This is a genomic window from Paracoccus sp. S3-43 (genome assembly GCF_029027965.1).
In the GTDB taxonomy this organism is placed as follows: domain Bacteria; phylum Pseudomonadota; class Alphaproteobacteria; order Rhodobacterales; family Rhodobacteraceae; genus Paracoccus.
The window spans coordinates 2,501,963-2,524,295 of sequence record NZ_CP119082.1; the positions used below are offsets into that span (position 1 = coordinate 2,501,963).

Sequence of the window (22,333 nt, forward strand, 5' to 3'; positions counted from 1 at the left end):
TTTTGGCGGCAGGCGGGGTAAGACCCCGGCATGAACGCCCTTGCCCCCACCCTTTCCCCCGACCAGGCCGAGGCTTGGGACAGTCTTGCCGACGCCTTCGGGGCGGCAGGCATCGACCTGCTGTCCAGCGAGTTGCGCCCGCCCCAGCCCGGCAAGGGGCGCGTGATGGCCGTGATCGGCAAGGCCGGGTCGGGCAAGACGCTGCTGCTGTCGCAGATCACCAAGGCCCTGCGCAATGCGGGGGTCGAGGTCGTCAGCGGCGATTATGAAGGCCGCAAGCGCAAGGACCGGCGCAGCGTGGCGATCCAGGCACCGACCAACAAGGCGGCCTTCGTGCTGCGGATGCGCGGGGTTCCGGCGACGACGATCCACCGGATCCTCTATACCCCCGTCTATGACCCGGACTATGAAAAGCTGGCCGAATGGCTGACCGGCACCGGGGACCGCCCCGCGGTCGAGGGCATGACGGATGCCGCGCTGGATCGGGCCAAGGCCTTTTACGACCAGAACGCCTCGATCCCCGGCGCGCTGGCGGCGGCGGGCCTGCGCGGGTCGGATTTCATCCGCGGCTGGAAACGGCGCGAGGATGCGCTGGATGTGGGTCTGATCGACGAGGCGTCCATGCTGGACGAAAAGCAGTTCGAGGATCTGCGCGAGATCTTTCCCCTGCTGGTCCTGTTCGGCGATCCTGCCCAGCTGGCCCCCGTGGGCCAGTCGGGCGAGATGGTCTTCGACACGCTGGCCCCGTCGCAGAAGCTGATTCTGAACCGCATCCACCGGCAGGCCGATGACAGCCCGATCCTGGATCTGGCCCATGCGCTGTCCGACGACAGCCTGTCCTTCGAGGGCTTCGAAAGCCAGATCCGCGCCGCCGCCCGCCGCGACGACCGGGTGGTCTGGGCCGAGCGTGTGGAAAGCGACCTGATGGCCCGCAGTCCGGTGCTGGTCTGGCGCAACGCCACGCGGATCCGGCTGATCCACGCCTTTCGCGCCGCCTATGGCGCGCCGGGCGACGCGCTGCTGCCCGGAGAGCCGCTGATCTGCGACGGGATCGAACTGCCCCTGAAGCACCGCAAGAAGCGCATCGACCTGGAGGCGCGCGGGCTGATCAAGGGGGCGCAGGTCGTCTATCTGGGACCGGGCCGCAAGCCGGGCTTCTCGCGGCTGCACGTCATCGGGGCCGAGGATCCGCGCCTGTCCGCCGCCAGCATCGTCAAGATCGAACTGCCGGACGAGGAAGAGCCGTTCATCCCCTTCGCCGCCCGCATGGGGGCGACCTTCCTGCACGGCGCGGCGGTGACGATCCACAAGTCGCAAGGCTCGCAATGGCCCGAGGTTCAGGTTTTCGGCCCCGACATCAGCGCCGCCGCCTGGTCGAACCGGACCGAGGCCGGGATCCCCCTGTGGAAGCGGCTGGCCTATGTCGCCATCACCCGCGCGCAGGAACGGCTGTTCTGGGTGACGAAATCGCGGCTGGCGCGGCCCACGGCGCCGCTGGGCACGGATGACCTGGACGCGCCGGTCGCCGACCTGACCCTGGCGGGTGAGGACGATTAAAAGCCGGGGGTTTCACACCCCCGGACCCCCGTGGGATATTTAACCCAAGGCAAAGAGCCGATCAGCGCGCCGCCTTGCGGTGGTCCAGGCGTTCGATGGACAGGCGCAGCGCCTCGACCAGGGCTTCCTTGGGAATGCCGGTTTCGCGCGACAGGCGCATGATGCCGAAATGAACGCGGGCCAGTTCCTGGTAATAGCGCGTGAAGGTATAGTTGATCGACGCGCCCACCACCGCCCCGAAGATCGGCGCCGCCTGGGCGGCCAGCTTCTGGCCCATCGACACCGACAGGCGCGGCGCGACCTTGGAAATCAGCCCCTGCACCGTCTGGCCCGTCACCGACATGCGCGCGGCCAGCAGGCCCAGGTCGGTGCTGTCATCCTCGGCCATGGGGCCTGCGGCGGCGAAGATGCGCAGGCATTCCATCCGCACCTCGTCGCTGTCGGGATCCAGGCCGTGTTCCACCGCGATGTCCAGCATCGCCCGCAGCAGCAGCGTGATGGTGAAGGGCAGCTCGATCATCGCGCCCGCGAAGCCGCCGACACCCCCGGCCGCCCCGCTGACGGTCGAGGCCATGCGGTTGAACCAGTCGCCCCGGTCGCGCACCACCCGCCGCGAACTGGTCGCCGCCGCGAAGGCCCGGTTCAGCCCGGCGCGGGTGATGCGGTCCATGCGGCTGCGCAGGAAACCGGGCAGTTTCTCGATCAGCCCCTCGGCGCTGTTGCCGACGGCGGTCATCAATTCCATCCCCAGCCCGCCCGCATCCAGATAGCGCCGCGCCAGGCGGTCGACCTGGGCATGGACCGAGGGATCATTGATCGGCGGAAGCACCAGTTGCGGAGTGGCGGGCATCGGTATCCTCTTTTGGATGGTCGACCGTGACGCAGGCCGACAGGTCATTGGCGCCGCGCGACAATTTCCCTGCATCGGGAAGGGTTTCGCGCGTCACCGGTCCCATGACATCAACCCAGGCGCCGGGGCGAAGTTCCAGCCCCAGAACCCGCGCAGGGTTGGTCGGCGGCGGCATGACCACGTCATCCAGCCGCGCGAAGCCGAAGCGGCTGTAATAGGGCGCGTCGCCCACCAGCAAAACCCGGTCCCAGCCCAGCTTGCGCGCGCGGGTCAGGCTGTCGCGCATCAGAAGGCCGCCCAGCCCTTCGCCCTGGGCGGTGGGATGCACGGCGATCGGACCCAGCAGCAGCACCGGCCGGCCCCCGACCCGCACCGGCCAGAAGCGGATCGCGGCCATCAGCGTGTTCGACCCGTCGCGCAGCACCAGGCACAGGTCGCCGACCTTGGGCACCCCGTCCCGCAGGCGATAGGACGACAGAGCCGTCCGCCCCGGCGCGAAGCACAGGTCGTAAAGACCCTCGACCTCGGGCTCGTCGGCGGGCGTCTCGGGGCAGATCTCGTACATCGCGCCTCCTCTCGGGTCTTGGCGCCCCTTAGCATGGGGGCGGAGAGGATGAAACATCCGGGGCATTGCGGCGCGGCCGTGCGAATGGCAGGTTGAGCCGACAAGTCAGGAGGCCCCCGATGTTCTACCGCCCCGAGTCCGGACACGGGCTGCCCCACAATCCCTTCAACGCGATCATCGCGCCCCGCCCCATCGGCTGGATTTCGACGCGCGGGAGGGCGGGCGACAACCTGGCGCCCTATTCGTTCTTCAACGCGGTGGCTTACGTGCCGCCGCAGGTGATGTTCGCCTCGACCAGTGCGAAGCCAGACCGCAAGGGCACCAAGGACAGCGTGGCGCAGATCATCGAATCGGGCGTCTTCTGCGTCAACATCGCCACCGGCGACCTGCGCGACCAGGTGAACGCCAGTTCGGCCACCCTGCCCGCCGGGGTCAGCGAATTCGATGCCGCCGGGATCCCTGCGGCCGAATGCGAGACCATCGCCTGCCCGCGCGTGGCGGGGGCCGCCGCGGCGCTGGAATGCCGGATGACCCGCGTGCTGCCGCTGGCGGGCCAGGCGAATTTCGTCGTCTTCGGCGTCGTGACCGGCGTGCATATCCGCGACGATTGCGTGGTGGATGGGCGCTTCGATCCGCGCGCGGCGGGCGGCTGGATCGCCCGGCTGGGCTATCACGACTATGCCGCCGTTACCCAGTTGTTCGAAATGGAACGCCCCGCATGAGCCTGAATGTCAAGGACTATATCCGCACCATCGCCGATTTCCCGCATGAAGGGATCATGTTCCGCGACGTGACCACGCTGTTCGCGGACGCGCGCGGCTTCCGCATCGCGGTGGACCGGCTGCTGGCCCCTTATGCCGGGGCGCGCATCGACAAGGTGGTGGGGCTGGAGGCCCGCGGCTTCATCCTTGGGGGTGCTGTGGCGCATCAGCTTTCCACCGGCTTCGTGCCGATCCGAAAGAAGGGCAAGCTGCCGGGCGCGGTGATTTCCCAAGCCTATCAGCTTGAATACGGCGAGGCCGTGGTCGAGGTTCATGACGACGCCTTGAAGCCGGGCGAGCGGGTGCTGATCGTGGACGATCTGCTGGCGACCGGCGGCACGGCGGCCGCGGGGATTTCGTTATGCGAGAGGCTGGGCGCGAAGGTGGTCGGCTGCGCCTTCGTGATCGACCTGCCGGATCTGGGCGGGCGGCGGCTGTTGGAGGGGCTGGGGCATGAGGTTCATGCGCTGACGAGTTTCGAGGGGGAGTGAACGGGGGCAGGTGCTTATATGCGCAGCTATGCCAGCACCGCCCCCGGATTCATGATCCCCGCCGGATCCAGCGCAGCCTTGATCGCCCGCATCGCCGCCAGCCGCGCCGGGTCGCCCCATTCCGCCAGGTCTGCCGCCTTCAGCCGCCCGACCCCGTGTTCGGCCGAAAACGACCCGCCGCGCGCCACGACCATCTGGTGCACCGCGCGGGACAGACCCTTGCGGATGTCGTCATAGGCGTCGCGGGTCTTCCCCTCGGCGGGGAACAGGTTGAAATGCAGGTTGCCGTCGCCCAGATGGCCGAAGCAGTTGATGCGCAAATCGGCCTTGCCCGCCAGCATGGCGCTGCAATCGCGGATGAAGCGCGCCACCTCGGACAGGGGCAGGCTGATGTCGTGGCTGGCGATGGCGCCGATATGGCGGTTGGCGTCGGGGATCGTTTCGCGGATCGCCCACAGATCGGCGGCCTGCTGGCCGGACTGCGCGATCACGCCGTCGCTGACCAGCCCGGCCTCGGCAGCCTCGGTGAACAGCCCCTCAAGGGCGGCGTCGGCCGACAGGCCCGAGGGCAGGCCGACCTCGATCAGCACCAGCCAGTCGGGGCGATCCGCGAAGGGCTGGCGCAGCGCCGGAAAGGCCGCGTCCAGGAAGCGCAGCCCCTGGCCCGAGATCAGCTCGAACGCCGTCACGCCCCCCGCCATCTTCGCCTGCGCCAGCGACAGGAGCGTCAGCGCGGCCTCGGGCGATTCGACGACCAGCATCGCCACGCCGATCTGGGGCGGGACCGGGGCCAGCACCAGCGATGCGGCGGTGATGATGCCCAGCGTGCCCTCGGCCCCGATCAGCAGGTCGCGGATGTCATAGCCGGTGTTGTCCTTTCGCAGCCGTTTCAGGTCGTGCATGACCTGGCCCTGCGGCAGCACCGCCTCGACCCCCAGACACAGCGCGCGGGCATTGCCGTAACGCAGCACGTTCACCCCGCCCGCATTGGTCGACAGCACCCCGCCGATCTGCGCGGTCCCCTGCGAGGCCAGCGCCAGCGGGAACTGCCGCCCCACGGCGGCGGCGGCCTCGCGGACCTGTTGCAGGGTGGCGCCCGCCTCGGCCAGGATCACCCCTTCCTCGGGGTGGACGGCGCGGATGGCGGTCATGCGTTCCAGCGACAGAAGCAGGGGTGCAGGCCCCTCGGGCATCACCTGCCCGCCAACCAGCCCTGTGCCGCCGCCCCGCGGCACCACCGCCACCCCCGCCTGGGCGCAGGCACGGATCACCGCCGCCACCTCCTCGGTATCGCGGGGGGCGGCGACCAGACCGGCCCGCCCGCGATAGCGCCCGCGCGGCTCCTCCAGATAGGCGGGCGCCGCCTCGCGCAGAACGCCCTGCGGCAGCCGCGCCGCCAGCCGCTCATCCGCCGGATTCAATCCCATCGCCCGCCCTTCTTCTTCATCCAAATATCCCCGGAGATCCGGGGGCTGGGCTTCGCCCGTTCGTCGCTGAAAAAGGTCCAGCGGACCTTTTTCCAGGCGCTCCTCACCCCCCGGCGTCGCGGGACGCAAGGCCCTCAGCGCGCATCGCTGCGACCGCGCCGGTCGCCGCGCAGGTTGGCATAGAGCACATGGTTCCGCCACCGTCCGTCGATTTGCAGATAGCTTTGCGCCACGCCCTCATACTTGAAGCCCGACTTTTCCAGGACACCGCGCGACGCGGCATTTTCCGGCAGACAGGCGGCCTCGACGCGGGACAGGTCCATGACGGTGAAGGCATGATGGACCAGCGCGCCGATCGCCTCGCGCATATAGCCCTGACGGGCGAAGGGCTGGCCGATCCAGTAACCGATGGTTCCCGACTGCGCCGGGCCGCGACGGATGTTGTCCAGCGTGATCGCGCCCAGCAACAGGCCGTCGCGGCGCACGAGGAACAGGGGCAGCGCGGTGCCGCCCCGGCTGGCGCGCGCGGCCCAGTAGACGCGGTTGACGAAGCTTTTACGGGACAGGTGGTCGGGGGACCAGACCGGCTCCCACGGGGTCAGGAAGTCGCGGCTGGCTTGGCGCAGCGAGGTCCAGGCGTGGAAATCCCCGTGGGCAGGCAGGCGCAGCACGATCCGTTCGGCCTCCAGCCTGACCGGCCGCGCGCGCAGGAACATCAGGCGGCAAGCCTTTCGGCCAGGGTGCCCAGGGCGGGCGCCGCCTTGACCGGACCATAGAGCGCCAAGGCGGGCCGGGCCTGTCCGATCAGACGTTCGGCATGGGCCCGCACCTCGGCCACCGATACGGCCGCGATGCGGTCCGCGACCTCGGCCGCGTTGGGCACCCGGCCCCAGATCGCCAGTGTCCGCGCCATGCGTTCCGCCTGGGATGACGGGCTTTCCAGCGACATCAGCAGGCTGGCGCGCAACTGCGCCTTGGCGCGGGCGACCTCGGGTTCGGACATATCCTCGGCGGCCCGCTTCATCTCGTCGATGGTCAGGGTGGAGAGATCCGCCAGATCCTCGGCCCCGGTGCCGGCATAGATGGTCAGCATCCCGGTATCGTCATGGAACCCCGACTGCGCGAAGATCGTATAGCACAGCCCGCGTTCCTCGCGGATCTTCTGGAACAGCCGGGACGACATCCCCCCGCCCAGGGCCGAGGAAAAGATCTGCGCGGCATAGAAATCGGGCGCCAGATAGCCCGGCCCTTCCAGCGCCAGCGCGAAATGGGCCTGTTCCAGCCGCTTGACCTTGCGGGTTTCCAGACCCTGCCAGCGCGCGGCTTCCTTGGGGGCCTGCGCCACCGGGGCCAGATGGCCGAAGGCGCGTTCGGCCAGCCGCACGATCCGGTCGTGATCGACGGCCCCCGCCGCCGCGACGATCATCTGGCCGGGACCATAGTTTTCCGCGACAAAGCCCGCCAGATCGGCGCGGCCGAAGCGGCTGACCCGCTCCGCCGGTCCCAGGATGGTGCGGCCCATCGGCTGGTTCGGATAGGCCGCCTCTTGCAGCCAGTCGAAGATGATGTCGTCGGGCGTATCCATCGACTGCCCGATTTCCTGGAGGATCACGCCGCGCTCGACCTCGATTTCCCGTTCGTCGAAGATCGGGTTCAGCACGATGTCGGACATCACGTCGAAGGCCAGATCGACATCGTCTTCCAGCACACGGACGTAATAGGCCGTCGCATCGCGCGAGGTATAGGCGTTGATATAGCCGCCCACATCCTCGATCGCCTCGGCGATCTGCAAGGCGGTCCGCGTCGCGGTGCCCTTGAAGGCCATATGTTCCAGGAAATGCGCGATGCCGTTCTGGTCAGAGCGTTCGTTGCGCCCGCCCGCATTGACCCAGATGCCCAGGGCGGTGGAATGCAGCCCCGGCATCAGGCGCGTGGCGACGCGCAGGCCGTTGGGAAGGGTCGTGATCTGCGGGGTCGGGTCTTGGTTCACTGGGTTCTCCGGTCAAGGATCAGCGATTTAAGCGCCTGCACGTCGTTTTCAACCCGCGTCACGCGCTCCGGCAGGTCGAACAGCCCGGCCATATGCGGCGGCAGCGGGGGCCGGACGCCGATGGCGGCTTCCACCGCATCGGGGAACTTGGCCGGATGAGCGGTGGCCAGCGTCACCATGGGCACGCCCGGTTCGACATGCTGGCGCGCGACGGCCACGCCCACCGCGCTGTGCGGGCACAGGATCTCGCCCGTCTCGGCGCGGATGGTGCGGATCATCGCCAGCGTCTCCTCCTCGCTGACGCGGCCCGACAGGTATTGCTCGCGCAGCGTCTGCAATGCGCCCTGGCTGATGGTGAAGCCGCCCTGCCGCAATTCGTCCATCAACTGCCCGATGGCCGAGGCGTCGCCCCCATAGGCCAGATACAGCGCGCGTTCGAAATTGGAGCTGACCTGGATGTCCATCGACGGGCTGATCGACGGCTCGACCGTGCCCACGCGATATTCGCCGGTGGTCAGCGCGCGGTGCAGGATGTCGTTCTGGTTGGTCGCCACGATCAGCCGCCGGATCGGCAGGCCCATGGCGCGGGCGATGGACCCGGCGAAGATGTCGCCGAAATTGCCGGTGGGCACGGTGAAGTCGGTGTCGCGCATTCCCAGGCTGGCGGTCGCGGTGAAGTAATAGACGATCTGCGCCACCACCCGCGCCCAGTTGATGCTGTTGACGCCCGCCAGCCCCACCCGGTCGCGGAAGGCATGGTCGTTGAACAGATCCTTCAGCCGCGCCTGGCAATCGTCGAAATGCCCGGTCACCGACAACGCATGGACATTCGCCGCGTCGGGCGTGGTCATCTGGCGGCGCTGCACCTCGCTGACGCGGCCATGCGGGAACATGATGAAGACGTCCACATTGTCGATGCCCTTGAACGCCTCGATCGCCGCCGACCCGGTATCGCCCGAGGTCGCGCCGACGATGGTGATCTTCTGGCCGGACCGCTTCAACGCGATCTGAAACAGCTGCGCGATCAACTGCATCGCGAAGTCCTTGAAGGCGAGCGTCGGGCCGTGGAACAGTTCCAGCAGGTGATGGCCGGGGGCAAGCTGGCGCAGCGGCGCTTTGGCCACATGCTCGATCCGGGCATAGGCGCGGTCGATGGCGCCACGCAGTTCATCGTCGGTGAAGCTGTCGCCGGTGAAGGGGCGGATGACGCGGAAGGCGACCTCGTCGTAGGGCAGGCCGTCCAGGTCGCGCAGGCCACCGAAGGCGGGAATCGTCTCGGGCAGATACAGGCCGCCGTCGCGGGCCAAGCCCGACAGCATCGCCTGTTCGAAGTTCAGCACCGGGGCCTGACCCCGCGTCGAGACATAGCGCATCCGTATTCCCTCAGTATTGCCGCTGCCTGATACGCCAGATCAATCCGGCTGTCATCCCTGCCCAGGTGGCCGCGATCAGGAACCATTGCACGGCATAGGACAGGTGGTTGTTTGGGATCCCGTCGATGGCGACGGGGATCGGCTGGACCCCCTGGGCATCGCCCTCGATGAGGCTGGCGACGACCAGGATCGGTTCGGTGTCCAGGGCCTTGGCCATGGCGGGCACGTCGCGGGCGAACCAGATGTTTTCGTCCAGGTTCGGTTCGGGCGTGGCGCTGCCCTTTTCGTCCGGCCAGTGCAGGTGGCCGCGCACCGCCAGCCGGGTCGGCCCGCGTTCGGCATGGCGCAATTCCTGCGGCACGAAGCCCCGGTCCAGCAGGATCGCGCGCCCGTCATCGGTGATGAAGCGCGACACGATCTGATAGCCGCCGCCCTGTTCCTTGCTGCCCGACAGCACGTCGATCTCGGCCCCGGTGGTGGTGCCGCTGACGGTGACGGGCAGGTATTTCATCGACGGATCGACGGCGGCGGGCAGCGGCACGGCGGGGGCCTCGATGGCGGCCCGGATCCGCGCCAGCATCGCCTCTTTCTCGTCCAGGCGGCGCAACTGCCACAGGCCAAGATTGACCAGGATCGCGCAGCCGACGATGCCGAAGACCAGGGGAATCAGGATGCGGCGCATGAGTGGATCAGCCAGTCGCAAAAGAAAAACGCGCGGGAACCATCCCCGCGCGTCCTATTCCGGTTTCGGCGGGGATCAGCTGCCCCAGATATAGACGACGGCGAACAGGAACAGCCAGACCACATCGACGAAGTGCCAGTACCAGGCGGCGGCCTCGAAGCCGATGTGCTTTTCCTGGTCCATCTGGCCGTTCAGCATCCGCAGCAGGCAGACGGCCAGGAAGATCGTGCCGATGATGACGTGGAAGCCGTGGAAGCCCGTCGCCAGATAGAAGGCGCTGGCATAGGAGGTGTCGGCCAGGCCGAAGGCGGCGTGGCTGTATTCATAGGCTTGCAGGATCGTGAAGACCACGCCCAGGACCACCGCGACGAACAGCCCGTTGATGGTGGTCCTGCGGTCGTTGTCGTGGACAAGCGCATGGTGCGCCCAGGTCACGGCGACGCCCGACAGCAGCAGGATCAGCGTGTTGATGAAGGGCAGGTGCCAGGGATCGAAGGTCACGATGCCCTCGGGCGGCCAGACGCCGTCCTTGATCGGGCTTTCCGGCCCCATCGGATACATCGCGTTCTTGATGAAGTTCCAGAACCAGGCCGTGAAGAACATCAGTTCCGAAATGATGAACAGGATGAAGCCGTATTGCAGGCCGATCCGCACCACGGGGGTGTGATCGCCCGCCTGGCTTTCGCGGACCACGTCGGCCCACCAGCTGTACATCACATACAGCACGCCGACGAAGCCGATCAGGAACAGCCAGGGGCCGTTGACCGGGATGAACAGCAGTTGCACATCGCCCGAATGCATCCAGCCGACCGCGCCATACAGCATCAGGAAGGCCGAGACGGCGGCGACGAAGGGCCAGATCGACGGCGGAAGGATGTGGTAATCGTGGTTCTTTGCGTGCGCCATGAGCTGTCCCCGTCGGCTCCTCTTGGTTCAGTTGACGTTACCGGCCGGGGCCGCGTCAAGCGCGGCCTGCTTCGGCTGGGTGCGGTGGAAGGTATAGGACAGGGTGATGTCCCTGACCCAGCCTGCGTCGCGGTCCGTGACCAGGTCGGGATCGACGAAGAAGCTGACCGGCATCTCGATCCGCTCGCCCGGCTGGAGAGTCTGTTCCGTGAAGCAGAAGCATTCGATCTTGTCGAAATAATATCCCGACACTTCGGGCGCGACGTTATAGCTGGCCGTGCCGGTGACGGCCACGTCGGAATTGTTCACCGCCTCATAGAAGGCCAAGCCGGGTTCGCCGATCTTCAGCTGCATGCTGGTCTGCATCGGCCGGAAGGTCCAGTCCAGGTTCTTGTCGACATTGGCGTCGAAACGGATCCGGACGACCTCGTCCAGCACCTGGTCGGGCGCGGATTGCGCGACCTGCGTGGTGCCGGCGAAGCCGGTAACGCGGCAGAACCAGTCATAGAACGGCACGGCGGCCCAGGCCAGCGCGCCCATCGTCACCACGATGCCCACCAGGACGGTGACGGTCCGGGTTTCCGGCGACATGCGCCGGGTCATTCCGCAGGCTCCTCGGGCGGCAGGACGGACACGCGGGGCTGGTGGTCGAACGCCTCCATCATGTCGCCCTGCTGGACCTTCACCACCGTCAGACCGAAGACAAGCGCGACAAAAGCCAGCAGCACCAGCCCCAGCCCGACATTGCGCGACCGGCGGCGGACGTGGATTTCGTGTTCGGCGTGCAGCGGCATCACCAGCCCCCCATTGCGTTCTGAACCAACAGCGCGACGAAATGCAGGAACAGGTAATAAAGCGACAGCTTGAAGACCCGCTTTTCGACCGCATAGTCGTCGGCGATCGCCGCATCCTCGGACCGGCGCAGGATCCGCCAGCCGCCATGGATGAACAGCGCATTCAGCACGACCGAGGCCGCCAGATAGATCGGCCCCCCGATCTGGGTCAGCCCCAGCCAGATCGCGAAGGACGCCAGCACCAGCGTATAGGCGAAGATGTGGCGGCGGGTCACGGCGCGGCCATGCGTCACCGTCAGCATCGGCACCTTCGCCTCGTGGTAATCGGACTTCATGAACAGCGCCAGCGCCCAGAAATGCGGCGGCGTCCAGAAGAAGATCAGCGCGAACATCAGCAGCGATTCGATGCTGATCCCGCCCGTCGCGCAGGCCCAGCCGATCATCGGCGGGAACGCGCCCGCCGCGCCGCCGATGACGATGTTCTGCGGCGTCCAGCGTTTCAGCCAGATCGTATAGACCACGGCATAGAAGAAGATCGTGAAGGCCAGGAAGCCCGCCGCGAACCAGTTCGCCGCCAGCCCCAGCATCATCACCGCGAACCCGGCCAGGATCAGGCCCAGCGACAGCGCCGCGCCGCCCTCGATCCGGCCGGCGGGGATCGGCCGGTTCTGCGTGCGCCGCATCACCGCGTCGATATCCGCGTCGTACCACATGTTCAGCGCGCCCGAGGCGCCGCCGCCAAGTGCGATGAACAGGACCGAACAGAAGGCCACGAAGGGATGCAGATCGACCGGCGCCACCCACAGCCCCACGAAGGCGGTGAAGACGACCAGCGACATCACCCGCGGCTTGAGCAGCGCGACGAAATCGCGGAACTCGGCCTCGGGGGCGCCTTCATAGGTGTTGATATCGGTCATCTTTCCTTCGGCCTGGCTTTGTCGCTGGTCGGTCCGCCGCTCAGTCGGCCCCGGCCAGCGTCACGGTGTCGGCGGAAGCGGCCGAGGCGGTTTCCGCGGTCCCTTCCAGGGTGCCGCCCTGTTCGGCGACCCAGGCGGCATAGGTTTCGGGGCTGACCGCCTTCACGACGATCGGCATATAGGCGTGGTTGATGCCGCACAGCTCGCTGCACTGGCCGAAATAGACGCCCTCCTGTTCGACGTTGAACCAGGCCTGGGCGATCCGGCCCGGAACCGCGTCCTGCTTCACCGCGAAGGCCGGGATCGTCCAGCTGTGGATCACGTCGTTCGCGGTCACTTGCAGCAGCACGGTCTGGCCCACCGGCACGACCACGGCGGTATCGGTCGCCAGCAGGTATTCGTCCTCGCTATAGCCGTAATCCGCGAGTTCTTCCTTGGTCAGCATGATCGAGTCGAAGCTGATGCCGTTTTCGGGATATTCATAGGACCAGTACCACTGGTTGCCGATGGCCTTGATCACCACGTCGGGATCGGCGGGCATTTCCTGGCTGCGGAACAGCGCGGGCAGCGAAAAGGCCCCGATGGCGACCAGGATCAGCACCGGCACCAGCGTCCAGGCGATTTCCAGCGGTGTGTTGTGGGTGAATTTCGCCGGGACCGGGTTCGCCCGGCTGTTGAAGCGCAGGATCGCGAACAGCAGCAGCGCGCAGACCACCAGCGTCACGACCGAAATGATGATCAGCACGAAATGATCCAGCCATTGCTGGTCATGGGCCAGTTCGGTCGCGGCGGGCTGGAAATTCACGCCCCGCGCATGGGGCTTGCCGATCACCGGCAGATCCCCCAGCACATCCTGCGCCCAAGCCGCGTTGGCTACCATCCCCGCTGCCGCCAGCCCGGAAGCTGCCGCGACTGCACGGCGAATCATCGCTATTGCCATCATTCCATCCCGTTATCCTGGCGCGGCCGCGCGACCGCAGGGGTGCCCCAAGACCGCCCCTTTTCCTTTAACACTGACCGTTCTATGACCATATCTCGTCCCTACGGGCAAGTGATACATAAGCCTGCCTTCACAAAATCCACGGGCCGGGACAGTCCCCCAGGCCAGTTCGCAGCCTTGTTTCGCCGAGAGAAAGACGACGCCCCGCCATGAGCAGCACCCCCTTCGACCCCTTCGCCACCGATCTGGACCGCGACCGCGCGCTGGCGATCCTGCGCGACGCCACGGCGGGGGCCGAGGACGGAGAGCTGTTCCTGGAACATTCCGTATCGGAAACGCTGGTCTTCGACGACGGGCGGCTGCGCAATTCCGGCTATACCGCCGAACAGGGTTTTGGATTGCGCGCCGTCCGGGGCGAGGTGACGGGCTATGCCCATTCGACCGAGATTTCGGAACCCGCCCTGCGCCGCGCCGCCGAAACGGCCCGCCTGGCGGTGGGCCAGGGCGGCGGCGTGATGGCGCCCGCCGCGCCGATGCAGGTCCAGCCGATGTACATGGCCGCCGACCCGGCCGAGGGCATCGCCTTCGCCACCCGGATCGAGCTTCTGCGCCGCATCGACGATTACGCCCGGTCCCGCGATCCGCGCGTGGTGCAGGTCACGGTGTCGCTGGCCTCCTCGTTGCAGCAGGTGGCAATCCTGCGCCCCGAAGGCGGGCTTGTCACCGACATCCGCCCGATGGCGCGGCTGAACGTCAGCGTGATCGTGGAAAACAACGACCGCCGCGAATCCGGCGGCCATGGCGGCGGCGGGCGGGTGTCGCTGGCCGGCCTGATGGATCCGGCGAACTGGCAGCCCGCCGTGGACGAGGCGCTACGCATCGCCCTGGTCAACCTGCGCTCAGTCCCCGCCCCGGCTGGCGTGATGGACGTGGTGCTCGGCCCCGGCTGGCCCGGCATCCTGCTGCACGAGGCCGTGGGCCACGGGCTGGAAGGCGATTTCAACCGCAAGAAGGCATCGGCCTTTGCCGGGCTGATGGGAAGCCGGGTCGCGGCGCCCGGCGTCACGGTCGTGGACGACGGCACCATCCCCGACCGGCGCGGCAGCATCGGCGTCGACGACGAAGGCATGCCCCCGGCCCGTAACGTGCTGATCGAGGACGGGATTCTGGTGGGTTTCATGCAGGACCGCCAGAACGCGCGCCTGATGGGGGTGGAACCGACCGGCAACGGGCGGCGGCAGGGCTTTGCCCATGCGCCGATGCCGCGGATGACCAACACCTACATGCCCAGCGGCGATGCTGATCCGGCGGCGATCCTGGCGGATCTGCGCGACGGCATCTATGCCGTGGGCTTCGGCGGCGGACAGGTGGACATCACCAACGGCAAGTTCGTGTTCTCCTGCACCGAGGCGTATCGCGTGAAGAACGGGGTGGTGGGCGACCCGATCCGGGGCGCGACACTGATCGGCGACGGGGCCACGGCGCTGAAGCAGATACGCGCCATCGGCAACAACATGGCCCTGGATCCCGGCATCGGCAATTGCGGCAAGCAGGGCCAGTGGGTGCCGGTCGGCGTCGGCCAGCCGACGCTGCTGATCGGCGGGCTGACGGTCGGCGGCTCGGCGGCATAAGGGATCGCTAACCAGTTGTTAACGCCTTGCCGGTAAGGATGATTCCCGGACAAGGCGGGGGCAGCATGGATACCGGGCATCTTCCTTTCACACGGCCAGGCACGCAGGACGATGACCTGACGGTGCTGCGCCTGATCCGGTCACGCCGCGTCGGACCCGCGACCTATCACCGGCTGATCGCCGAACATGGCAGCGCGCGGGCGGCGCTTGACGCCCTGCCCGCCATCGCGGCGGCGGCGGGCATCTCGGATTACGAATCCTGCCCCGAAGGCGTGGCAGCGGCGGAACTGGCGGCGGGCCGCAAGGCGGGCGCCCGGCTGATCCGCTGCGATTCGCCGCTCTATCCCGCCGCGCTGCGCGAGATCGACGGGGCGCCGCCGATCCTGTGGGTGCGTGGCGATCCGGCCTGGCTGGCGAAGAACCCGGTGGCGGTCATCGGCGCGCGCAACGCATCCTCGCTGGGGCTGCGCATGGCGCGCGGCATGGCGGCGGGCCTGGGCGAGGCTGGGCATACCGTCGTCGCGGGCCTGGCGCGCGGCATCGACACCGCCGCCCATAACGCCGCCCTGCCGACCGGCACCGTCGCGGTGATGGCGGGGGGCGTCGATGTGATCTATCCCGCCGAAAACCTCGTCCTGGCCGCCCAGATCGCCGAAAAGGGCGTGCTGGTCTCGGAACAGCCCCCCGGCACCGAACCGCAGGCCCGGCATTTCCCGACCCGCAACCGCATCGTCTCGGGCCTGTCCCTGGCCGTGGTGGTGATCGAGGCCGCGCATCGCTCGGGCACCCTGATCACCGCGAAGAACGCCCTGGACCAGGGCCGAGAGGTGATGGCGGTCCCCGGCCATCCGATGGATGCGCGCGCGGGCGGCTGCAACCAGTTGATCCGCGACGGCGCGCTCTTGGTCAGGAATTCGGCGGATGTCTGCGCCGCGCTTGGCCGCGAGGCCGAGGCCGTGGCGATGACCGAGGCACCCGTTGTTTCCGCCCCCGCCCCCTGTCGGGAACCCGTGGAACCCGGAGAGCTGGAGGCGCGGATCCTGTCGCGGCTTGGCCCCTCGCCCTCGGATGAGAATGATGTGATCCGCGACCTGGGCCTGCCTGCCGCCGCGGCAAATGCGGCGATCCTGTCGCTGGAATTGCAGGGGCGGCTGCTGCGGGTGCCGGGCGGGCGGCTGGCGCTTGGCTGAGGGCGCCGCACGGGACGGTTGATTGCGCCCGGTTGACACCGGCAGGCGCCCGACCCATGTTCCCGGCCCATCGCATATGCGCCTTGAGGTAAGAATGCCCGTTGTCGTCGTGGAATCTCCGGCCAAGGCCAAGACCATCGAGAAATATCTGGGCGGCAACTATCGCGTGCTTGCCAGCTTCGGCCATGTCCGCGACCTGCCGCCCAAGGACGGCAGCGTCGATCCCGCCGACGATTTCGCCATGAAATGGGAGGTCGCGGCCGACAGCAAGAAGCACATCAAGGCGATCAAGGACGCGCTGAAGGACGATCAGACCCTGATCCTGGCGACCGACCCCGACCGCGAGGGCGAGGCGATTTCCTGGCACCTGCTGGAGGCGCTGTCCCCCGCCCTGAAGAAGGGCGCCGAGGTCAACCGCGTCACCTTCAACGCCATCACCAAGGCCGCCGTGACCGAGGCGATGGCCCGTCCCCGCCAGATCGACCAGCCGCTGGTCGATGCCTATCTGGCGCGGCGCGCGCTGGATTACCTGGTGGGCTTCAACCTGTCGCCGGTGCTGTGGCGCAAGCTGCCCGGGGCGAAATCTGCGGGCCGGGTGCAATCGGTCTGCCTGCGCCTGATCGTCGACCGGGAAATGGAGATCGAGGCCTTCAAGGCCCGCGAATACTGGTCCGTCCATGCCCGTCTGGCGACGCCCGAAGGCGCGGAATACGACGCGACGCTGGTCTCGCTGGCGGGCGCGAAGCTGGACCGGTTCGACCTGCCCGACGCGGAAAAGGCCGCGATGGCCGTCAGCGCCGTCGCCAGCCGGGACTTGCGCGTGACCAGCGTCGCGGCCAGGCCCGCGACGCGGAACCCCTGGCCGCCCTTCATGACCTCGACCCTGCAACAAGAGGCCAGCCGCAAGCTGGGCATGGGCGCCAAGGCCTGCATGTCGGCGGCGCAGCGCCTGTATGAGGCGGGGCTGATCACCTATATGCGGACCGACGGCATCGACATGGCGCCCGAGGCGGTCCATGCCGCGCGCGACGCCATCAAGGCCAAGTTCGGCGACAGATACGTCCCATCCAGCCCGCGCATGTACAAGAACAAGGCCAAGAACGCCCAGGAAGCCCACGAATGTATCCGCCCCACCGACATGATGCTGTCGCCCGACAGGCTGAACGTCAGCGCGGACGATCAGCGCAAACTGTATGACCTGATCTGGAAGCGCACCATTGCCAGCCAGATGGAAGCCGCCCGGATGGAACGCACCACGGTCGAGATCGCCAGCCCCGACAATCAGGTCGGGCTGCGCGCCACCGGCCAGGTGGTGCTGTTCGACGGCTTCCTGCGCGTCTACGACCAGGGCCGCGACGACGACGAGGGCGAGGACAGCGCCCGCCTGCCCGCGATCCGGGAAGGCGAGGCCGCGACGCTGGTGCGTGACGCTTTCCTGTCCGATTATGAAAAGGCATCGTCCTCGGAGGATGCGCTGATCGACACGGCCGCGGCCGGGCAGCTTACGGCAGAAGGCTTCATTGCCGATGAAACCGCCGCCGTCGCCGCGCGCCAGCATTTCACCCAGCCGCCGCCCCGCTATACCGAGGCGACGCTGGTCAAGCGGATGGAGGAACTGGGCATCGGCCGCCCGTCCACCTATGCCAGCATCGTCACCACGATCCAGGACCGCGATTATGTCCGCAAGGACAAGAACCGGCTGATCCCCGAGGACAAGGGCCGGCTGGTCACGATCTTCCTGACGAAATACTTCCCGCGCTATGTCAGCTATGACTTCACGGCCGATCTGGAAAACGAATTGGACGAGATCAGCGCGGGCGACCTGATGTGGCGCGAGGTTCTGGGGCGCTTCTGGAAAGATTTTTCAAAGGCGCTGGAAGGCACCTCGGAACTGCGCATCACCGAGGTTCTGGGCGCCATCGACGACGCGCTGGCCCCGCATCTGTATCCGCCGCGCGCCGATGGCGGCGATCCGCGCGAATGCCCGCTGTGCCACAAGGGCCGGCTGAACCTGAAGACGGCGCGGTCGGGCGGGGCCTTCATCGGCTGCTCGAACTATCCCGAATGCCGCTATACGCGCCCGATCTCGGCCCTCGATGGCGAGGCGGCGGTGGGCGACCGCATCCTGGGCGAGGATGACGGCGATCCGATCAGCCTGAAGACCGGGCGCTTCGGCCCCTATGTCCAGCGGGGCGAGGCGACCGAGGACAATCCCAAGCCCGCCCGCGCCTCGATCCCCAAGGGCTGGGATCCGGCGACGCTGGATCTGGACCGCGCCGTGCAACTGCTGTCGCTGCCGCGCCCGGTCGGCCCGCATCCCGAGGATGGAGAATTGATCGAGGCCGGGATCGGCCGCTTCGGTCCCTATGTGAAGCACGGGACGAAATACGCCAACCTGCCGGATGTCGAGGAGGTCTTCACCCTCGGCATGAACCGCGCCGTCGAGGTGCTGGCCGCCAAGCAGACCCGTGGCCGTGCGGCGGCCGCCGCGCCCCTGCGCGACCTGGGCGAACACCCGGATGGCGGCGCGATCCAGGTGATGAACGGCCGCTATGGTCCCTATGTGAAATGGGACAAGGTGAACGCCACCCTGCCCCGCGATGTCGCGCCCGAGGATCTGACCGTCGGGCAGGCGCTGGAGCTGATCGCGGCGAAGGCTGCGAAATCGCCCGCGAAGAAGAAGGCCGCGCCCAGGGCCAAGGCGGCGACAAAGCCCGCGGCCAAGAAGGCGACCGCGAAAAAGGCCGCGCCGAAGAAACCGGCGAAGAAAGCGGCGGAATAGCGAAGGTCCGGCGGCGGCGGGCCATACCGACGGTTCGTCAGATCCCAGCGGCGATGCCCGCGGCCTCGGCCAGGAAGCGGCTGCGGACGCCCTCGGCATGGGGGTTGTCGCGCAGGATCGTCGCCAGCAGTTCCGGCGAATCGTCCTGCACCATCGCGGCGGCCTGAACCAGCAGGGCGAAGCTGCGCGTGGCCATCCTCTGCGGCAGCGGCCCCAGCCGCGACAGGCTGCGCGCGATCAGATGCGTCAGCCCCTGGACCACCGCCATGTCGCGGTCGTGCTGGTCGGGCGTGGTCCGGATCACTTCCAGCCCCTGGGCGCGCAGGAAGGCCGCGATCCGCCGATGCGCCCTGCCCCGCAGCGGGCACCAGGCGATGCGGTGGCCCGCCACGCCCTCGGCGGCGCTGGCCGGGCCGAACAGGGGATGGCTGGCGATGACCTGCACATGCCCCGGCAGCAGATCCAGCATCAGCCGCGCCGGTTCGACCTTGACCGAGGCCACGTCGATCACCACCGTCCCCGGCCGCAGATGCGGGGCGATGGCGCGCAGCACCCCGGCCATCCGCGACAGAGGCGCCGCCAGCACGACGATATCGGCAAGCGCCGCCTGCGCCGCGTCAACCTGCGGCAGGTCGTTCGCCCGGACCTGCGGATCGCAGACCGTCAGCGCCAGATGCGGGCGCAAGTGGCGGGCGATCAGTTGGCCGAAGGCGCCGAGGCCGATGATGGACAGGGTTTCGGGAGGCGGGGACACGGGACGGGGTGACATGGGACGGACCTTTCGGCTTGCGCAAAGGTCGTTGTCCTGTCGCCGTCAACCGCACCCTCGCGCGGTTGACATGATGCTGCCCCCGCTATGTCAGCGGGCGGTAATAGGTCGTGAAGGCGGCAGCATGTTTCATGCCGCCCTGATGGCGCGGCGTTCCGGCAAAGTCAACCATGCCGCGCCGCCGCATTGACTTGGCGCCGGACGCGGGCGACAAATCGGCTGCGGTCATTCTGGGGAGGGACGATGAAAAAGGTTTACGCCACGGCGGGCGAGGCGCTGGACGGGCTGTTGCATGACGGCATGTTCATTGCCGCCGGAGGGTTCGGGCTGTGCGGCATCCCCGAACTGCTGATCGCCGCGATCCGCGACGCGGGCACCAAGGATATGACGGTGGCCTCGAACAATTGCGGCGTCGACGATTTCGGCCTGGGGATCCTGCTGAAAACCCGGCAGATCAAGAAGATGATCAGCTCCTATGTCGGCGAGAACGCCGAGTTCATGCGCCAGTATCTGTCGGGCGAGCTGGAGCTGGAATTCAACCCCCAGGGCACGCTGGCCGAACGGATGCGGGCGGGCGGTTGCGGCATTCCCGGCTTCTATACCAGAACCGGCGTCGGCACGGTCATCGCCGAGGGGAAAGAGGTCAAGAATTTCGACGGCCAGGATTACATCCTGGAGCGCGGCATCGTCGCCGACCTGTCCATCGTGAAGGCCTGGAAGGCCGACGACACCGGCAACCTGGTGTTCCGCAAGACCGCCCGCAACTTCAACCCGCCCGCCGCGATGTGCGGCCGCGTCTGCGTGGCCGAGGTCGAGGAAATCGTCCCGCGCGGGTCGCTGGATCCCGACCTGATCCACCTGCCCGGCATCTATGTGCACCGGATCGTGCAGGGACCGCACGAGAAACGCATTGAACAGCGCACGGTTCGCAAGCGGGAGGACGCATGATGGCCCAGGACGTGAAGGGTTGGGACCGCAACCAGATGGCCGCGCGGGCGGCGCAGGAACTGGAAGACGGCTGGTATGTGAACCTGGGGATCGGCATTCCGACGCTGGTGGCGAACTATGTCGGCGACAAGGACATCACCCTGCAATCGGAAAACGGGATGCTGGGGATGGGTCCGTTCCCGTTCGAGGGCGAGGAAGACCCCGACCTGATCAACGCGGGCAAGCAGACCATCACCGAACTGTCGCGCACGTCCTATTTCGACAGCGCCACCAGCTTCGGCATGATCCGGGGCGGCAAGATCGCCGCCGCCATCCTGGGCGCGATGGAGGTGGCCGAGAACGGCGATCTGGCGAACTGGATGATCCCCGGCAAGCTGGTCAAGGGCATGGGCGGGGCCATGGATCTGGTGGCCGGCGTGGGCCGGGTGATCGTGGTCATGGACCACACCAACAAGGCGGGCGAATCCAAGGTCTTGCGCGAATGCACCCTGCCGCTGACCGGGAAGGGGGTGGTGGACCGCATCATCACCAACCTGGGCGTGCTGGATGTGGTGCCCGGCGGGCTGAAGATCGTCGAATGCGCCGAGGGCGTGACCGAGGACGAGTTGCGCGCCGCGACCGAGGCGACCATCGTCGGCTGATCTGTCGCGCATCGCGGGACTGTCGGCGGGGGGCCTTGCCCCCCGTCGCCGTTCCGGCGACTCCCCCCAGGATATTTCAGCCAAAGTGAAAGGCCAGACATGACCGCCGATCAGATCGCAGCAACCTTCACCCGCGCCGATGGGACGTTCCTCTGCGCCCGCTGGGGGCGGCCGGTGGCGCCGGTGATCTTCGGGCTGGCCGACGAAAGCCTGGACGTCTTTCGCGGCGCGATCCGGGCGGGCTTTGCCCATGCGCGCCATCCGCTGGCCGAGACCGACCCCGAGATGGGCGCGAACCTGATGCTGTTCTTCGTCCGCGACTGGGCCGAGATGGCGAATATTCCCGACCTGGACCGGCTGACCGATGCACCCGGCCTTCCCGGCCGGCTGGCCCGCGCGGATGCCGATCAATACCGCATGTTCCGGTTCGACGCGGATGGCGGCATCCGCGCCTGCATGACGTTCCTGCGCATGTCGGGCGCGCTGGCCGACAGCCATCCGGGACAACTGGCCGAGGCGGTCTTCATGCGCTGCGCGCTGACCTTCGCGCAGGATATCGCGCCCTCGCCCCCGATGGCCGCGCTGATCCGGGCGGCCTATGACCCGGTGCTGCCGGTCGCGGCGACGGATCCGGCCCATGCGCTGCGGCTGGCGGCGCGGATGGAGCGCGCGTGATGCACAGCCTGCCCGTCCGCGTCTATTACGAGGATACCGACCTTGCCGGGATCGTCTATTACGCCAACTATCTGAAATTCATCGAACGCGGCCGGTCGGAATGGCTGCGCGCGCTTGGCGTCGATCAGGTTGCGCTGAAGGAAGGCGGGCGCGTCTTCGCCGTCCGCCGGATCGAGGCCGACTATCTGCGCCCCGCCCGCTTTGACGACCTGCTGACGGTGGAAACCACGCTGGCCCAGGCGACCGCCGCGCGGATCGTCATGGACCAGGCTGTCCGGCGCGGCGATGCGGTGCTGTTCACGGCGCGCGTCACGCTGGCCTGCCTGGACGCGGCCGGTCGGCCGGTCCGGCTTCCGGCATCGCTGGCCCGGCGGCTGGCAACCCCTTCGGGCAATGATGAAAAGTGACGGCATTGTGTTGCGGCAAGGGGCTGCAACCTTTGCT

General features: G+C 67.7%; 23 protein-coding genes. 10 read left to right on the forward strand and 13 right to left on the reverse strand.

What is annotated here, in order from left to right:
• The first annotated feature begins 30 nt into the window (after positions 1 to 30).
• On the forward strand, positions 31 to 1,557 hold the full coding sequence (locus tag PXD02_RS12975) for an ATP-dependent DNA helicase (protein ID WP_275104265.1): 1,527 nt from the start codon (positions 31 to 33) through the stop codon (positions 1,555 to 1,557).
• Positions 1,558 to 1,618: 61 nt separating this feature from the next.
• On the opposite strand, the gene PXD02_RS12980 is transcribed toward PXD02_RS12975, so the two are convergent.
• Both PXD02_RS12980 and PXD02_RS12985 read right to left on the reverse strand, forming a co-directional pair.
• Positions 1,619 to 2,407 (reverse strand): EcsC family protein, encoded by a 789-nt coding sequence (locus PXD02_RS12980; RefSeq protein WP_275104266.1) that lies wholly within the window; start codon positions 2,405 to 2,407, stop codon positions 1,619 to 1,621.
• Complete coding sequence (locus PXD02_RS12985) at positions 2,367 to 2,972, reverse strand: GNAT family N-acetyltransferase (protein WP_275104267.1); 606 nt, start codon at positions 2,970 to 2,972, stop codon at positions 2,367 to 2,369. Before PXD02_RS12985 ends, PXD02_RS12980 begins: the two co-directional genes overlap by 41 nt.
• A gap of 119 nt (positions 2,973 to 3,091) precedes the next feature.
• Between PXD02_RS12985 and PXD02_RS12990 the strand changes: the two genes are divergently transcribed.
• On the forward strand, positions 3,092 to 3,694 hold the full coding sequence (locus PXD02_RS12990; protein ID WP_275104268.1) for a flavin reductase family protein: 603 nt from the start codon (positions 3,092 to 3,094) through the stop codon (positions 3,692 to 3,694).
• The gene (locus tag PXD02_RS12995; protein ID WP_275104269.1) at positions 3,691 to 4,224 is read left to right on the forward strand and encodes an adenine phosphoribosyltransferase; all 534 of its coding nucleotides are present in this window, start codon (positions 3,691 to 3,693) and stop codon (positions 4,222 to 4,224) included. Before PXD02_RS12990 ends, PXD02_RS12995 begins: the two co-directional genes overlap by 4 nt.
• Before the next feature lie 26 nt (positions 4,225 to 4,250).
• On the opposite strand, the gene PXD02_RS13000 is transcribed toward PXD02_RS12995, so the two are convergent.
• From PXD02_RS13000 to coxB, 10 genes are all read right to left on the reverse strand, one after another.
• Positions 4,251 to 5,651, reverse strand: coding sequence for an FAD-binding oxidoreductase (locus PXD02_RS13000; protein ID WP_275104270.1), 1,401 nt, complete (start codon positions 5,649 to 5,651; stop codon positions 4,251 to 4,253).
• Between the two features lie 134 nt (positions 5,652 to 5,785).
• Entirely contained in the window at positions 5,786 to 6,367 is a 582-nt protein-coding gene (locus tag PXD02_RS13005; RefSeq protein ID WP_275104271.1) for a GNAT family N-acetyltransferase, read from the reverse strand.
• Positions 6,367 to 7,641, reverse strand: coding sequence for a M16 family metallopeptidase (locus PXD02_RS13010; RefSeq protein ID WP_275104272.1), 1,275 nt, complete (start codon positions 7,639 to 7,641; stop codon positions 6,367 to 6,369). The genes PXD02_RS13005 and PXD02_RS13010 overlap by 1 nt, the downstream gene beginning before the upstream one ends.
• Positions 7,638 to 9,014 (reverse strand): threonine synthase, encoded by a 1,377-nt coding sequence (thrC, locus tag PXD02_RS13015; RefSeq protein ID WP_275104273.1) that lies wholly within the window; start codon positions 9,012 to 9,014, stop codon positions 7,638 to 7,640. Before thrC ends, PXD02_RS13010 begins: the two co-directional genes overlap by 4 nt.
• Before the next feature lie 10 nt (positions 9,015 to 9,024).
• On the reverse strand, positions 9,025 to 9,696 hold the full coding sequence (locus PXD02_RS13020; RefSeq protein ID WP_275104274.1) for an SURF1 family protein: 672 nt from the start codon (positions 9,694 to 9,696) through the stop codon (positions 9,025 to 9,027).
• A 75-nt stretch (positions 9,697 to 9,771) separates the two neighbouring features.
• Entirely contained in the window at positions 9,772 to 10,602 is an 831-nt protein-coding gene (locus tag PXD02_RS13025; protein WP_275104275.1) for a cytochrome c oxidase subunit 3, read from the reverse strand.
• Between the two features lie 27 nt (positions 10,603 to 10,629).
• Positions 10,630 to 11,205: a cytochrome c oxidase assembly protein gene (locus PXD02_RS13030; RefSeq protein ID WP_275104276.1), complete on the reverse strand. Its 576-nt coding sequence runs from the start codon at positions 11,203 to 11,205 to the stop codon at positions 10,630 to 10,632.
• Positions 11,202 to 11,396, reverse strand: a complete 195-nt coding sequence (locus tag PXD02_RS13035; RefSeq protein WP_275106423.1) for a hypothetical protein — start codon at positions 11,394 to 11,396, stop codon at positions 11,202 to 11,204. The genes PXD02_RS13030 and PXD02_RS13035 overlap by 4 nt, the downstream gene beginning before the upstream one ends.
• Complete coding sequence (gene cyoE / locus PXD02_RS13040) at positions 11,396 to 12,313, reverse strand: heme o synthase (protein WP_275104277.1); 918 nt, start codon at positions 12,311 to 12,313, stop codon at positions 11,396 to 11,398. The genes PXD02_RS13035 and cyoE overlap by 1 nt, the downstream gene beginning before the upstream one ends.
• A gap of 40 nt (positions 12,314 to 12,353) precedes the next feature.
• Positions 12,354 to 13,241, reverse strand: a complete 888-nt coding sequence (gene coxB / locus PXD02_RS13045) for a cytochrome c oxidase subunit II (RefSeq protein ID WP_275104278.1) — start codon at positions 13,239 to 13,241, stop codon at positions 12,354 to 12,356.
• A gap of 221 nt (positions 13,242 to 13,462) precedes the next feature.
• Between coxB and tldD the strand changes: the two genes are divergently transcribed.
• The 3 genes from tldD to topA all read left to right on the forward strand — a co-directional run bounded on the left by tldD (position 13,463) and on the right by topA (position 18,856).
• Entirely contained in the window at positions 13,463 to 14,884 is a 1,422-nt protein-coding gene (gene tldD, locus PXD02_RS13050) for a metalloprotease TldD (protein WP_275104279.1), read from the forward strand.
• 65 nt (positions 14,885 to 14,949) lie between these two features.
• Entirely contained in the window at positions 14,950 to 16,074 is a 1,125-nt protein-coding gene (dprA, locus tag PXD02_RS13055) for a DNA-processing protein DprA (protein ID WP_275104280.1), read from the forward strand.
• 94 nt (positions 16,075 to 16,168) lie between these two features.
• Positions 16,169 to 18,856 (forward strand): type I DNA topoisomerase, encoded by a 2,688-nt coding sequence (gene topA, locus PXD02_RS13060; RefSeq protein ID WP_275104281.1) that lies wholly within the window; start codon positions 16,169 to 16,171, stop codon positions 18,854 to 18,856.
• 37 nt (positions 18,857 to 18,893) lie between these two features.
• Here the strand turns inward: topA and PXD02_RS13065 are convergent, their stop codons facing one another.
• Positions 18,894 to 19,625 (reverse strand): prephenate dehydrogenase, encoded by a 732-nt coding sequence (locus PXD02_RS13065; protein ID WP_275104282.1) that lies wholly within the window; start codon positions 19,623 to 19,625, stop codon positions 18,894 to 18,896.
• A 243-nt stretch (positions 19,626 to 19,868) separates the two neighbouring features.
• On the opposite strand from PXD02_RS13065, the gene PXD02_RS13070 reads away from it, so the two are divergent.
• The 4 genes from PXD02_RS13070 to ybgC all read left to right on the forward strand — a co-directional run bounded on the left by PXD02_RS13070 (position 19,869) and on the right by ybgC (position 22,296).
• Positions 19,869 to 20,573: a CoA transferase subunit A gene (locus tag PXD02_RS13070; protein WP_275104283.1), complete on the forward strand. Its 705-nt coding sequence runs from the start codon at positions 19,869 to 19,871 to the stop codon at positions 20,571 to 20,573.
• On the forward strand, positions 20,573 to 21,214 hold the full coding sequence (locus PXD02_RS13075) for a CoA transferase subunit B (RefSeq protein WP_275106424.1): 642 nt from the start codon (positions 20,573 to 20,575) through the stop codon (positions 21,212 to 21,214). Before PXD02_RS13070 ends, PXD02_RS13075 begins: the two co-directional genes overlap by 1 nt.
• Positions 21,215 to 21,313: 99 nt before the next feature.
• Positions 21,314 to 21,889 (forward strand): hypothetical protein, encoded by a 576-nt coding sequence (locus PXD02_RS13080; protein ID WP_275104284.1) that lies wholly within the window; start codon positions 21,314 to 21,316, stop codon positions 21,887 to 21,889.
• Positions 21,889 to 22,296, forward strand: coding sequence for a tol-pal system-associated acyl-CoA thioesterase (gene ybgC, locus PXD02_RS13085; RefSeq protein WP_275104285.1), 408 nt, complete (start codon positions 21,889 to 21,891; stop codon positions 22,294 to 22,296). Before PXD02_RS13080 ends, ybgC begins: the two co-directional genes overlap by 1 nt.
• Positions 22,297 to 22,333 lie beyond the last annotated feature (37 nt).

Excerpts from the sequence above, each read along its gene's own strand:
- PXD02_RS12975 (WP_275104265.1), top strand. The coding sequence starts at position 31 with ATGAACGCCCTTGCCCCCACCCTTTCCCCCGACCAGGCCGAGGCTTGG.
- PXD02_RS12980 (WP_275104266.1), bottom strand. The coding sequence starts at position 2,407 with ATGCCCGCCACTCCGCAACTGGTGCTTCCGCCGATCAATGATCCCTCG.
- PXD02_RS12985 (WP_275104267.1), bottom strand. The coding sequence starts at position 2,972 with ATGTACGAGATCTGCCCCGAGACGCCCGCCGACGAGCCCGAGGTCGAG.
- PXD02_RS12990 (WP_275104268.1), top strand. The coding sequence starts at position 3,092 with ATGTTCTACCGCCCCGAGTCCGGACACGGGCTGCCCCACAATCCCTTC.
- PXD02_RS12995 (WP_275104269.1), top strand. The coding sequence starts at position 3,691 with ATGAGCCTGAATGTCAAGGACTATATCCGCACCATCGCCGATTTCCCG.
- PXD02_RS13000 (WP_275104270.1), bottom strand. The coding sequence starts at position 5,651 with ATGGGATTGAATCCGGCGGATGAGCGGCTGGCGGCGCGGCTGCCGCAG.
- PXD02_RS13005 (WP_275104271.1), bottom strand. The coding sequence starts at position 6,367 with ATGTTCCTGCGCGCGCGGCCGGTCAGGCTGGAGGCCGAACGGATCGTG.
- thrC (WP_275104273.1), bottom strand. The coding sequence starts at position 9,014 with ATGCGCTATGTCTCGACGCGGGGTCAGGCCCCGGTGCTGAACTTCGAA.
- PXD02_RS13020 (WP_275104274.1), bottom strand. The coding sequence starts at position 9,696 with ATGCGCCGCATCCTGATTCCCCTGGTCTTCGGCATCGTCGGCTGCGCG.
- PXD02_RS13025 (WP_275104275.1), bottom strand. The coding sequence starts at position 10,602 with ATGGCGCACGCAAAGAACCACGATTACCACATCCTTCCGCCGTCGATC.
- PXD02_RS13030 (WP_275104276.1), bottom strand. The coding sequence starts at position 11,205 with ATGACCCGGCGCATGTCGCCGGAAACCCGGACCGTCACCGTCCTGGTG.
- PXD02_RS13035 (WP_275106423.1), bottom strand. The coding sequence starts at position 11,396 with ATGCCGCTGCACGCCGAACACGAAATCCACGTCCGCCGCCGGTCGCGC.
- cyoE (WP_275104277.1), bottom strand. The coding sequence starts at position 12,313 with ATGACCGATATCAACACCTATGAAGGCGCCCCCGAGGCCGAGTTCCGC.
- coxB (WP_275104278.1), bottom strand. The coding sequence starts at position 13,241 with ATGATTCGCCGTGCAGTCGCGGCAGCTTCCGGGCTGGCGGCAGCGGGG.
- tldD (WP_275104279.1), top strand. The coding sequence starts at position 13,463 with ATGAGCAGCACCCCCTTCGACCCCTTCGCCACCGATCTGGACCGCGAC.
- dprA (WP_275104280.1), top strand. The coding sequence starts at position 14,950 with ATGGATACCGGGCATCTTCCTTTCACACGGCCAGGCACGCAGGACGAT.
- topA (WP_275104281.1), top strand. The coding sequence starts at position 16,169 with ATGCCCGTTGTCGTCGTGGAATCTCCGGCCAAGGCCAAGACCATCGAG.
- PXD02_RS13065 (WP_275104282.1), bottom strand. The coding sequence starts at position 19,625 with ATGTCACCCCGTCCCGTGTCCCCGCCTCCCGAAACCCTGTCCATCATC.
- PXD02_RS13070 (WP_275104283.1), top strand. The coding sequence starts at position 19,869 with ATGAAAAAGGTTTACGCCACGGCGGGCGAGGCGCTGGACGGGCTGTTG.
- PXD02_RS13075 (WP_275106424.1), top strand. The coding sequence starts at position 20,573 with ATGGCCCAGGACGTGAAGGGTTGGGACCGCAACCAGATGGCCGCGCGG.
- PXD02_RS13080 (WP_275104284.1), top strand. The coding sequence starts at position 21,314 with ATGACCGCCGATCAGATCGCAGCAACCTTCACCCGCGCCGATGGGACG.
- ybgC (WP_275104285.1), top strand. The coding sequence starts at position 21,889 with ATGCACAGCCTGCCCGTCCGCGTCTATTACGAGGATACCGACCTTGCC.